The sequence below is a fragment of the Enterococcus sp. DIV1089c genome, assembly GCF_050530965.1.
Classification (GTDB): Bacteria; Bacillota; Bacilli; order Lactobacillales; family Enterococcaceae; genus Enterococcus_B; species Enterococcus_B hirae.
Genome location: NZ_CP172888.1, coordinates 2,615,849 through 2,628,042 on the forward strand (window position 1 = coordinate 2,615,849; position 12,194 = coordinate 2,628,042).

Here is a 12,194-nt window from a genome sequence, read left to right on the forward strand (position 1 = left end):
CTTTCAATTAGTTGTAAGAGGAAAATGAATGAAACATGTTCGTCATTTATTATACCGTAGAACGTCTGATAAAAGTAATTTACGTGCCCCATGAATCACAAACTTCCAAAAAAAATCAGTTGGTTGCCAAGTAACAAAAGTCCTCCCCCACATCAAAATTAGCGAAATTTAATAGTAGATATAAGTGAAAAGAGTTTCCATAATGAACAATCAACAAGGTAGTTTAGCTTTTCTCCACTTCTTTAATTAATAATAACAACTTTTTGACTATTCAGTCAGCAGTCTACATTTCTGTGTTCTTTAGACATGACAATTGTCATGTCCAACTGATGACATCCATGACTGTTTTACAACTCAAAAAATAGCTAAGATAACATCAGCAGGAGGAAAGAATATGAATCCAATAATCGATGTACAAAACTTATCGAAGGTGTATAACCGGACAACCGTTTTAGATAATATCTCATTTCAGATTGCACCCGGAGAGACTGTCGCACTATTAGGAGAAAATGGTGCAGGAAAATCCACTCTGATCAATCTACTTAACCAATTGATTCAACCAAATTCAGGGACTACCTATGTGATGGGAACCCAAGATGTCAGGAAAGTCCGTGACAAAGTCGGTGTAATGTTGCAACAAAACTTGTCACTCGAACGAGTCACCGTCAAAGAGTGTTTAAATCTTGCTCGTAGTTACTATCACAACCCATTATCTTATGAAGCCTTGATTCGCTTAGCCAACTTAAAAGAAAAGGAGAAGTGTTACTTAGATCAATTGTCTGGCGGACAAAAACGTCGGTTGACTTTTGCAACAACTATGGCAGGAAACCCTCAACTAATTTTTTTAGATGAGCCGACTGCTGGAATGGATAGTAATAGTCGACAATCATTCTGGGAAAGTATTGACCGTTTGAAGCAAAATGGAAAGACTTTTTTTATCACTAACCATTATCTGGAGGAACTAGATCAGATTGCAGATCGAATCCTTATTTTAAAAGATACTAGGTTAGTATACGATGGTACCTTGAAATCATTGCGGAAAAAAGTGGTCATATAACCATCCAATTTACCACTCCATTACCAAAAGAAACATTCACAACCATTTCAGCTGTTAAAGAATGTTCCAAAACTAATCAACATATTCAATTAATAACTGATGAGCCAAACGTAGTGATGGAAGCTTTAATTCCTTATCTTAATCAATTAGACGAATTAGCCATTCAGCAAAATTCGTTGGCTTCTTTATTTCAAAAAGTAATTGGAGGTAGCGGTAAATGAAAACATTTTTGTTTCAAGTTCAAATCAACTATAAACGCATCGTATTCCGTAACTTGCGCTTCCTCTTATTCAGTATCGCCATGCCAACAGGCTTTTACCTTATATTTACTCAGGTAATAACACAACCAGCAGCTTCGAAAACATGGAATATCGCTTATATGATTAGTATGATTGTGTATAGCTCATTGATTAGTTCTGTTATGACAGTCGCACATACTCTGTTAGAGGATCATACTAGAAAGTTCGATTTATTTGTAGCACTACGTCCAGGTTCAAAATCACAATATTATCTATCGATGTTAATCGTCTTTCTATCGTTAAATATACTTTCGGTTTTGGCACTAATAATGACTGGAATTTTAGTAAATCAGCTAACAATTAATTGGTTTCATTTAATAGGTCTTTTATTCCTCGTTCCATTGTTATCATTCCCACTTATATTGATTGGAATGATCATCTCTCTATTAGGTTCAGATAACGTAGTAAATTTGCTTAGTAATCTCATCGTTTTTCCCATGGCAATTTTAAGCGGACTATGGTGGCCACTTAGCATAATGCCCCCATGGGTACAAAAGGTTGGACACTGGCTACCCACTTATCAAACAGCTGTAATTTTAAGAAGATTTATCAATTATCAACGTTTTAATTTTGTTAGTTTTGGGGTACTCTTAGTTTGGACGATCATTTTATTCGTACTGTTCAAAGTAGTCGTCTTTTTTCAAAGTAAAAGTGAGGTTTCTACCATATGAGTTTTTTCGAAAAGCACATATTTTTCCCAAAACGATTCGGCATTGCACCTTATTTCTGGTTAGTATTTTTAATACCGACGATCTATTCATTGTTCCCCCTTACTTCTTGGTTTGACTGGTTATTTATATTACTTTTAGTTATTTTTTTAAAAGCTTACCGAGATGGCTATGAAGTTCATAAATTTTTAACATGGGACGTTTTCCTTCAATTATTGATTGCCTGCTTATTTGGTATCTTTCAAAAAAATGGATATCTCTTTATTTTCGTTGCCTGGGAGATTGGCTCCCTGCCAGTAAACAAACGTTTATTCTATCATTATTTGACTGGTTATTATGTAAACGTCATGATTAGTCTTGGCGCTATGTTGTGGACCACTCGTTTCACCCATTCATCCAGTTACATTAATGTAGGTATCACTATCATAGCTGCTATTATTACACCACTAGCAGCTAAGTCGGTAGGGGAATCTTATCGGCGGATCTATCGCCTCAACCAACAAAATAAACGTTTAGAAGCAGTTGTGCGCCAAAATGAACGAGATCGTATTGCTCGTGATCTCCATGATCATTTAGGCCAAGCGTTTTCCATCATTTCATTAAAGGCTGAATTAGCGGAGAAATTAATAGCAATTGATTCACGCCAAGCAACCAATGAATTACATGATATTGCTGAGACTTCCCGAAAAAACTTATCATTAGTTCGTGGGATCGTTTCAAATTTACAAGAGCGAACAATTGCCCAAACGATGCTAGAAGAAGAAAAAAATTTAGTTCTTACCAATATTCAGCTTCATTCTGTAGGAGAGGAACTAGCCGAAAAATGGCCGACGAACATTCAACATACAGTATCCGCAGTTATTAAAGAAGCCATCACAAATATGATTCGTCACAGCAAAGCTAGTATTGCGATGATTGATTTTACCGAGAATATAGACACCTATTTTATTACCATTCAAGATAATGGACAAGGATTCACTCAACTAAAATCAACCGGCTATGGAATCAGCGGAATGAAAGAACGGATTCAAACTGAAAAAGGACAGTTGACGATCACTGGAACACAAGGAGTAAAGATTGTCATTTCGTTGCCTAAGGAGAATGAGCATGATTAAATTGTATTTGGCAGAGGATCAACAATTATTGAACACTGCATTAACGATGATTTTGAATCTTGAAACAGATTTTGAAGTTATTGGTTCTGCAACAGATGGTGATACGGCATTATCTGACATCATCAAATTGAAACCAAATATCGTTTTATTAGACATTGAAATGCCTAAGTTGACTGGCTTGGAAATTGCTAAGCAGCTTCGTTTATTAAAACAGGATGTGAAAATTATGGTTCTGACTACCTTTGCGCAAGAACACTATTTTCAGCAAGCTTTACAGAACAATGTCAACGGTTATATGCTAAAAGATAGTCCCAGTGAAGAACTTATTCGTTCGATCCGCTCAATCATGGCGGGTGATACGATTTTTTCACCTGAATTGGTTATTCAATCATTCATTACTCAAAAAAACCCTTTAACCCCAAGAGAGCTTGAAATTTTAACGTTGTTAAAAACCGGCATCAGCACCCAACAAATTGCCCAAACTCTATTTTTGAGTGAGGGAACTGTACGTAATTATATCTCTGCTATTCTAAGCAAAACAGCATCACGTTCACGAATTGAAGCGATAAATTTTGCAATAAAGCAAGGATGGATTTAAATAACAATAAATTAAGATCACTGAGAAGAACGCCTTAAGCAAGGTCTTCCCAATGATCTTATTTACCGATCAGATAACTGGCTATACTTTTTCTAAACTAAATAGTTTTTGTTTCCCTATAGTATTCTCTATGATGAATTTTAGTAGTTTAACCAAAAAAACGGAATGAACTAACTATTATCTTTCGTATTAATTTTTATAGGTGTGATCATTCAATTAGTTTCCCAAATGTTTGTTTCTTATTACTTTTCTATTCACCCATTACTAAAATATGGCATTTTCGATTTCTAACACGGTTTTGATCAAAATCAATGAAATAAATCGAGCCGACAGCTCCTGTCATTAATGTTTCCTCTTTGACAATGAAATTTTCACTTGCTCCGAAGAATGATGCTCGGATATGTGCATCTCCATTTAAAATCGTTCCAGCATCACCAGCATAGTCTGGATCATCTAAGGACAGCAAGAAATCAAGATGCTTCGGACCAGGATAACGATAATCGGTATTTTCCGTTAATTCTCGAGGAATGATCCGATCAAGAATCCGATTTAAATCAACCTGTAAAAATTCATCCCCATTAAAATCCAAATCGTGCATGAATTCCTCAAAAATAACTGAACAAGTAGTATGTGGCGACTGAACAAGACAAATGCCATTTTTTATCCCACTTTTTGCCACAATTTCTTTTACTTGTTCGGTAATATTATGATACGTCACTCGCTGTCCATTTGAAGTCAAAACAAGTTGCTCAGTATAAGTTGTCATTTTGTCGATTGCTCCTTTTTCCATTTACTTACTTCTTCAATCATCGCTTTCAATGTGTCCACAGGATCTTTGGCACAAACAATCCCGCTGGTTCCACCCGTTGCATCAGCCCCCGAATCAAGTGCTTTGCGAACATCTGCTACCGTTGAAATCCCTGCTGCCTGCAGAACAAAAATTTCAGGATCCATCTTGCGTACAGCTTCATTGGTTTGAATCATATAAGAAATGTCACTTACTTGACCTGTACCTATTAATTCCGTAGGCTCACAAACCATTACATCCGGCTCCAATGAAGCTACGAGCTTCGCCTCTTCTAAAGAATTCGCACAGACAATAGTCAATAGACCAAGTTCCTTTGCTCGCTTGACGGCATCACACAGCTCACTAACCGATAAAGGACGTTCTGCATGATTAAGGAAGGTCGCTTCTGCTCCAGCCGCTGCAACGCCTTCAGGTAAAACGTGTCCCATCCCTCTACCAGGGACTATCCCATCGATATGTTGAACACTCACAATCAACTGCGTTGTCTGTTCCTTAATTAGCCGAACATCAACATGTTGACAAGTAAAAATGATATCAATATCGTATGCTGCAGCTAATTGATCCGCTGTTTTTGCTAGTTCCAATGCCTGTTCACCATACAAATAAGATTTAGGATTAACCACAAAAAATGGTTTTCTTACTGTTCTCATGAGAACCCTCCTCTATTTTGTTGCAAATACTTCGTAATAATGCGATAACGTATCCGCAATCGCTTGGTTCGCTAATCGTTTAAGTGTAAAATAATCCTCAGGTTTTTCTTCGTTAATTACATCCATTGCTGCTGTGATAAAATCAGTAAAGATATTAATTTTATTGATCCCTGAAACAGCACATTTGTGTAGATTTTCATCACCAGATGATGAGCCCCCATGCAACACTAATGGAATTGAAACTTCATTTTTAATTTCTTCCAACCGCTCAAAGCTGATTTTCGGTGTTCCTTTGTATTGCCCATGAGCCGTACCTATCGAAACTGCCAATGAATCGACGCCGGTTTCTTTCGCAAAACGTGCTGCTTCCTCCACTTCGGTATAAATGGTGTCCGTGGTTTCCTTAAATTCATAACTATTTCCCGTTCCCACGTGTCCAATCTCAGCCTCTACCACAACGCCTCTTTCATGAGCATATTCCGTAATTGCTTTTGAACGACGAATATTTGTTTCAATCTCATCCTGCGAAGCATCTATCATCACAGAAGTGAACCCAAGCTCGATTGCTTGCTTGATGATTTCCTCATCTTGTCCATGATCCAAATGAAGTGCTACTGGAACACTTGCTTTTTTGGCTAAATATGTTGCAATTAACGCTGCCTCTTCAAGAGGACATTCTTCAATATGCGCTTGTGCAAAGGCTAAAATTAATGGCTTTTGCATTTTTTCTGCAACCTCTACAAAGGTTCTTGCAGAATCTAAATCAAAAAAGTTTGCTGCCGGAATCGCATAGTTTTCTTTTTGCGCTTTTTCAAACATCTCTTTCGTTGTAACTAACATTTGATTACCTTCTTTTCAAGTATTTTTTAGGCTTTAATCTTCGCTTCAATTTCGTCAAACAACCCATCAATGCCAATTCCGGTTAATAAAGGAAGCCCCATAATTACTTTATCTTTAATGTTGTCAGGAACCACGGTCGTACTGACCACAATATCGTAGTCATCAATTTTGCCAATCTCATCAGCAACTTTTGATTGATATAGTTTCACTTCATTTTCGAGTCCTTTTGATTTCAACCATTCTTTTACTTTTCCTGTTACCACTGTTGAAGTAGCCACACCTGTTCCGCACATAATTAATAATTTTTTCATCTGTCATCTCTCCTATTTTGTATTAAGCTTCAGTTTGTTTAGCTGCTCTTTTAGGTAAAATGCGATTCACGTAGAATAGTAAACCTGTAATAATCAGACCAATTCCGACTAGGGCAAAGTAACCAAATAGTTTTGCACCACCCACGTATAGAAGTGTTGTCCACAGTCCACCTTCTGCCATCGCAGTTACTGATGAATGTCCTTGTAAATCAAAGTTTGCCGCTTGTGCTGCTTTTGTTAAAAATGGTGCCACCCATGAAGTGATGTATAAAATGGTGACCATGTAGATCGTCCCACCTAAGATTGTTCGAATAATGTTTCCACCAAAGACAGCTGCCATCAAACAAACTAAGAATGGAATAGTTGCCAAATCACCGAAAGGCAAGGTTGTGTTACCTGGTAAAATCACTGCTAATAAAATCGTGATTGGGACTAAGATTAACGAAGAAGACAATACAGCTGGGTGTCCTACTGACAATGCGGCATCCATTCCGATATATAATTCTCTTCCTGGGAAACGTTTTTGAACAAATGAATTTGCTGATTCTGAAATAGGCGTTAAGCCTTCCATTAAAAGTGCCACCATTTTAGGCATTAAGACCATTACAGCGCCAGTTTTCACCGCTAATTGTCCAATTCCCGCAACATCATAGCCAGCTAAAATCCCCATAACCAAACCAATTAAAAAGCCCATGACTGTTGAATCACCAAAGATGCCAAACCGTTTTTGAATCGTTTCTGGATCTGCATGCCAATCTTTCAATCCTGGAATCCTATCGAATAACCAATTTAAAGGTAAGGCAAAAACAAACCCAGGTGCTGCTGTTCCATGTGGGAAGGTAATATTTGGAAATCCATAGAATTTATTAATAATTGGTCCTAAAATATCGCCAAACAATAAAATCATCATTGTATAAATAACCGTTGCCAACATGCCCATTACAAAGTCATTCGTTACCGCATAGACAAGTGAAGCAACAAATGCTGCATGCCAGATATTCCAAATATCAACATTCAGTGTTTTTGTTAAGCCAACAATAATTAATAACACATTGACTACGATAGCTACTGGAATCGCCAAACTACCTAAAACGGTTCCATAAGAAATCGCAGCTGCTGCCGGCCAACCAACGTCAATGGTTGTTAAGTTTAGTCCAAAACGTTCAACCATCGCTTGTGCTGCTGGTCCTAAGCTATTGGTCAATAAATCGATAACTAAGTTCAACCCGACAAATCCAACACCAACCGTTAATGCTGAAATAAAAGCCTTACTCGGTTTCGTTCCTAAAATCAAACCAAAAACAAAAATTAAGATTGGCAATACAACGATTGATCCGAGATCAACAAATTTTTGTAATAAATCTAACATAATGCTCCCCCTCAAAATGGTTATTAAACGAATCCTTCTTTTTCAATAATTTGATAATACTCCTCAGTATTATTTACAGCTCGAAGCTTTTGAACCACCTCTTTTTTTTGAAACATCGTAATTAACTTCTGTAACATTTCTAACTGTGCATGTGGTTCTTTCAACGCCAACATGAAGATCAAGCTGACTGAAATTTCCTTATCTGCAGTTCCCATTTCATAAAAAGTTACTGGTTTTTTCAATGACATAAATGCAATTTGAGAATCATTCACGTGTTCTGCATCCGTATGTGGTATAGCAATCCCAACATCATTGATTAATAAGCCAGTAGGAAACACTTCTTCTCTTTTCAGTACATTCTCTGCAAACGAATCCTTCACTAAACCTGTTTGATATAGACAAGTTGCAATAATTGATAAAGCTTCCTTCTGACTCTTTACCTCAGATTGAAATAATGCAATTTTCTTTCCAAAATAACTCGTCATCTTACTTCCTCTTTCCTATAATTTCGTTAATAATCTCATTCCTTGTTTCATTACTTGCAATACTTTTTATTCTCTCAGGTGAGACAAAGACATCATAAAGTAGTGCAATCATATTTTTCACTTGAATCATATCTTCTTCTGCAATCGCTAAGAATAAAACAACCCTTATATCCACATCTCCCCAAGTAATTTTGTTTTTTAGAGTGATAATAGAAATTTTTGTTTTGACTACATATTTAGGATTTGCATGTGGGATGGCTACGCCTGATGAAAGTCCGGTAGCTCCTAGTTTTTCTCTTTGAAGTACAACCTCAAGAAAATTATCCTTTACTAATTGTTCTTCTTTATATTTCTCAGTGATGAAAGAAAGTACAGATTCTCTACTATCAAAATCTTGATTCAAAAACATCCAACCATCCTTCAAATATTTCTTTAAAATCGTTTTATCCGGTGCAATGGATGGTAAAAATGTATTGTCTTGTTGATTCAAGGTAAGAAGATGACGATTAATCAATGCAATTTCTTCTTTCGTTGGTAATGGTCGAACATAAATAATCGGCGTTTGATACTCATTTTCCAATTTGACTGTTGAAATAATCAAATCGACACTATCTAAGTTGTAATCCTGCAACTTTTGAACATCAATCACTTCATAGACTACGGTACTAGGAGAACTATGACGAATACGCTGAAATAATAATTGCGAAGTTCCCAACCCAGTTGGACAAATAAGAAAAACATGCTTCGTATTCACAATTTTTTCAAAAGCTAACTGAAAATGAATAGTCAAAAAAGTAATTTCATCATCCGTTACTCTGATCCCCATTGCTTTTTCCAATTTTGGAATACAGTAAGTTGTTAGCGTATACATTGTGCTGTATTGCCGAATGATATCCTCTTTTAAAGGATTTTTAATGGTAATCCCCATTTGCAACCGATAAACCATTGGCTCAATATGGGCAAATAGAGATTGAAGCAGCTGACTATCTTGCTCCAAATCCTTCTCAACCAGTGTCGACATATCTTGAATAAATTTTTTGGTGGTCTCCATGATTTGTTGACTATGGGTTGCCAGATTCACAAACGGTCTCACTCCATGTCCCATAAACAACGAACAAATAAAGTAAAGATCATTTATCGTAAAGGAACAATTCAATTCATCTTTGATCCCATTTGAAAAATCTAGTGCCACCATATATAATTCCATTTTCTTTATTTCGACAAACAAAGGATTTTTATTTGTTTGTGAATGGTAGCCATGCTTTACTCGACCAATCAAAGTTAACAACGAAAGTTTGAGTGAATGGACAATATAATTTGTTGGTTGCTGTTTAGACTGTTGGTAAAAATTCTTTACAAAATCATCCACAAACTGAACCATCGCTTGATCAAAAACAAAGTGATATTGACATTTTTCATTCCCTACACCGATGTTTTTTTCAAAATAATTAACAAATGTCCGCTGGATCAACTCTTCAGGTGTTTTTTGTGTATCTATTACATGATTTGAAGTAATCCTAATCCCAGCTAACCGACAATATTTGATGATTTCCTCATAGTCCTTACGTAAAGTTGCAATACTGACAAAAAACTTTTTTTCAAAATACTCATATCTTTTTTTATCCGTTTTAAAAATTAGATTGGCGAATAAGTACACTCTCCGATAATTTGAACTATACTTTACCTCTGTTGACATGGCTTCTTTACTAGTGATAAATATTTTGGCATCATTTTTTTTAGTTGACGTTCCAATTAGGTAGATCCCAATGCGAGGTTTTTTTTCAATTTTTAACTCAAAACGATTCAAGAACTGTCCCAGCTTCTGAATATCTTGATAAATTGTTTTATTCGAAACATTGAGTTTTTCACTAAAGAAACTTGCTGGTTGAAAATTCTCCTCCTCTAAAAGTAATTCAATTAACTGACTCTCGCGCTTTGATAACATCCATCATCACCTCAGAAAACGTTTTCCTTGTCTATATCATAGAGTTTTTCTCACTAAATATAAATACGTAATCTGTTCCACATTAAAGTGGAACAGATTATTATGACCCTATAATTTTTGATGTCAGTGAAACTCACGACAACTTTTTTATGATTTAAAATGAAAAAAGACACTCTCCAAAGTTTGGAAAGTGTCTTGAAAGTCCTGCTCAAGGTAACTGCGCTCAGCATAGCTTTGACCAGTGTGATTCTCGTAACTCGCCCGATCTGTCTGAAAAGTTCATATCAAATTTCAATTGGCTTTGTGCTTAAACCACCCGATTTCACTCCTCTTCTGGTGAGAGATGGTGAATCGTATTAAGCTTTAAGCGTATTCAATAATTGATACTTAGTCGAACGCCCCTGCCCAATTTTTTGAATCTTGTTTTCTGTTTGTAACTCAGATAATGCCCGTTCAATCGTTCGTCGACTAATATCTGGTAACAAGTTCTCCAAATCTGCTCTGCTTAGAGGTTCAAATGACTTTTGTAATTCTTCTACTAACCGCTCAGCAGGCGTTAGTTCACGATTAATAATCATGTCAAATCGTTCCGAGAAGTTTCCGTAAGCTCGCAAAATGATTCCGACAAGATAACGAACAAAAGGCGTGTAGAATAATTAAATTCTTTCACCGCCATCCACTTATTTTCTCCGCCATTTTATATTATTTGGCGGAGAAAAACAAATAATGGCGGAGAAAGTATTTCATTTATTATATTTTCTCTACACTAGAAAAAAACAACATTTTCTAGTCAAGAAAAGTCAAGAAATATCCAATATCATTATTTAAATACCCCAAACATTCCTAAGATAACTACTAAATTATCGATCTATCCACTTATGAAAAATTTGAACAATGATTAGCAGAAGTAAAAAACGGAAAATGAATGGCAGGTTTAAAAAAATCATACCCATTTCTATACCTAAAAGTACAAAAAAGACACTCTCCAAAATTTGGAAAGGGATGGATAACCCTTTAATAACAATTCCTCACCCATAAAATTTAAAGTCACTTTCTAATACACAATATGCTATACTCACTTTGGAAACTTATCCTCAAAGGGGGTGTGCTTTATTGGAAAAATATAGTATCCTTGGTCATTGCGCCTATTTTTGTAGGTATCGTTATCAAACTTTTTTCTTACTGGTTAGATGAGACAGACAATGACTAATAGTAAGTTGCTTCTAGCCCACTCATTCGTAGTCGCAACGGATGAAAAAGAAAACCACTCTATTCGCAGTAGAGTGGCTTTTGTGCTTTATTGATAAAAATAGTATTGCTTCGCATAATTAACATATCAAAAAGAATGTAAAAAATCAAATTGTCTATATTAAAGGATTCGGTACTCATAAGTAGTAGCCTATTAACGCCTCAAAAAAAGATAATTTTTTTTACAGGGTTCAACTTGTATAATTATTGAAAGATCAAATAATACACCAGTCAATATAACTTGTCCTGGCGCTAAATTAGGAATACTCTCTTTGGAAACACTATCTAATGAAGACATTGTTTTATCCAATAAATGCAAATCATTGTCGTTCCCAAAAGTACAAAAAAAGACACCTTCCAAAAATGGAAAGTGTCTGAAACGTTGATATAATAGTAGTCTTAACGTTTTGAGAACTGTGAAGCTTTACGAGCTTTCTTAAGACCTGGTTTTTTACGTTCAACCATACGTGCGTCACGAGTAAGTAAGCCAGCACGTTTAAGAGCTAGACGGAAGTCAGGATCAACTTCTAGCAATGCACGAGCGATACCATGACGGATAGCTCCTGATTGTCCAGCGTAGCCTCCGCCGTTTACGTTAACAAATACGTCATAAGCGCCTTTTGTTTCAGTAACAGCGAAAGGTTGATTGATTACTTCACGCAAGTCAGCATGTGGAATGTATTCTTCAACATCTTTTTTGTTTACAGTAATTTTACCAGTTCCTGGTACTAAACGTACACGAGCAACTGCATTTTTACGACGGCCTGTGCCGATATATTGAACTTGTGCCAATGAAATTCC

14 protein-coding genes are annotated in these 12,194 nt (G+C 36.1%); 5 read left to right on the top strand and 9 right to left on the bottom strand.

Annotation, left to right across the window (positions count from 1 at the left end; all coding sequences use genetic code 11):
* The first annotated feature begins 394 nt into the window (after positions 1 to 394).
* From IGL30_RS12355 to IGL30_RS12370, 4 genes are all read left to right on the top strand, one after another.
* On the top strand, positions 395 to 1,057 hold the full coding sequence (locus tag IGL30_RS12355) for an ABC transporter ATP-binding protein (RefSeq protein ID WP_249509819.1): 663 nt from the start codon (positions 395 to 397) through the stop codon (positions 1,055 to 1,057).
* 217 nt (positions 1,058 to 1,274) lie between these two features.
* Positions 1,275 to 2,027 carry an ABC transporter permease gene (locus IGL30_RS12360; RefSeq protein ID WP_088745222.1) on the top strand — a complete coding sequence of 251 codons (753 nt, stop codon included), beginning with the start codon at positions 1,275 to 1,277 and terminating at the stop codon, positions 2,025 to 2,027.
* The gene (locus IGL30_RS12365) at positions 2,024 to 3,139 is read left to right on the top strand and encodes a sensor histidine kinase (protein ID WP_088745223.1); all 1,116 of its coding nucleotides are present in this window, start codon (positions 2,024 to 2,026) and stop codon (positions 3,137 to 3,139) included. Before IGL30_RS12360 ends, IGL30_RS12365 begins: the two co-directional genes overlap by 4 nt.
* The gene (locus IGL30_RS12370) at positions 3,132 to 3,737 is read left to right on the top strand and encodes a response regulator transcription factor (RefSeq protein ID WP_010737241.1); all 606 of its coding nucleotides are present in this window, start codon (positions 3,132 to 3,134) and stop codon (positions 3,735 to 3,737) included. The genes IGL30_RS12365 and IGL30_RS12370 overlap by 8 nt, the downstream gene beginning before the upstream one ends.
* Positions 3,738 to 3,987: 250 nt before the next feature.
* On the opposite strand, the gene IGL30_RS12375 is transcribed toward IGL30_RS12370, so the two are convergent.
* The 8 genes from IGL30_RS12375 to IGL30_RS12410 all read right to left on the bottom strand — a co-directional run bounded on the left by IGL30_RS12375 (position 3,988) and on the right by IGL30_RS12410 (position 10,723).
* Entirely contained in the window at positions 3,988 to 4,503 is a 516-nt protein-coding gene (locus IGL30_RS12375; protein ID WP_088745227.1) for a YjbQ family protein, read from the bottom strand.
* Positions 4,500 to 5,195, bottom strand: a complete 696-nt coding sequence (locus IGL30_RS12380; protein WP_088745224.1) for a triose-phosphate isomerase — start codon at positions 5,193 to 5,195, stop codon at positions 4,500 to 4,502. Before IGL30_RS12380 ends, IGL30_RS12375 begins: the two co-directional genes overlap by 4 nt.
* 12 nt (positions 5,196 to 5,207) lie before the next feature.
* Complete coding sequence (locus tag IGL30_RS12385) at positions 5,208 to 6,035, bottom strand: class II fructose-bisphosphate aldolase (protein ID WP_088745225.1); 828 nt, start codon at positions 6,033 to 6,035, stop codon at positions 5,208 to 5,210.
* A 26-nt stretch (positions 6,036 to 6,061) separates the two neighbouring features.
* Positions 6,062 to 6,346 (bottom strand): PTS sugar transporter subunit IIB, encoded by a 285-nt coding sequence (locus IGL30_RS12390; protein ID WP_010720673.1) that lies wholly within the window; start codon positions 6,344 to 6,346, stop codon positions 6,062 to 6,064.
* A gap of 22 nt (positions 6,347 to 6,368) precedes the next feature.
* Complete coding sequence (locus IGL30_RS12395; protein ID WP_096708634.1) at positions 6,369 to 7,715, bottom strand: PTS galactitol transporter subunit IIC; 1,347 nt, start codon at positions 7,713 to 7,715, stop codon at positions 6,369 to 6,371.
* 23 nt (positions 7,716 to 7,738) lie between these two features.
* The gene (locus tag IGL30_RS12400) at positions 7,739 to 8,200 is read right to left on the bottom strand and encodes a PTS sugar transporter subunit IIA (protein WP_123875122.1); all 462 of its coding nucleotides are present in this window, start codon (positions 8,198 to 8,200) and stop codon (positions 7,739 to 7,741) included.
* A 1-nt stretch (position 8,201) separates the two neighbouring features.
* Positions 8,202 to 10,145, bottom strand: coding sequence for a BglG family transcription antiterminator (locus IGL30_RS12405; protein WP_123875123.1), 1,944 nt, complete (start codon positions 10,143 to 10,145; stop codon positions 8,202 to 8,204).
* Positions 10,146 to 10,501: 356 nt separating this feature from the next.
* Positions 10,502 to 10,723, bottom strand: coding sequence for a hypothetical protein (locus tag IGL30_RS12410; protein WP_430618372.1), 222 nt, complete (start codon positions 10,721 to 10,723; stop codon positions 10,502 to 10,504).
* A 488-nt stretch (positions 10,724 to 11,211) separates the two neighbouring features.
* On the opposite strand from IGL30_RS12410, the gene IGL30_RS12415 reads away from it, so the two are divergent.
* Positions 11,212 to 11,355, top strand: a complete 144-nt coding sequence (locus IGL30_RS12415) for a type I toxin-antitoxin system Fst family toxin (protein ID WP_123875124.1) — start codon at positions 11,212 to 11,214, stop codon at positions 11,353 to 11,355.
* Positions 11,356 to 11,792: 437 nt separating this feature from the next.
* On the opposite strand, the gene rpsI is transcribed toward IGL30_RS12415, so the two are convergent.
* Positions 11,793 to 12,185, bottom strand: coding sequence for a 30S ribosomal protein S9 (gene rpsI / locus IGL30_RS12420; protein WP_002287505.1), 393 nt, complete (start codon positions 12,183 to 12,185; stop codon positions 11,793 to 11,795).
* Between the last annotated feature and the right edge of the window lie 9 nt (positions 12,186 to 12,194).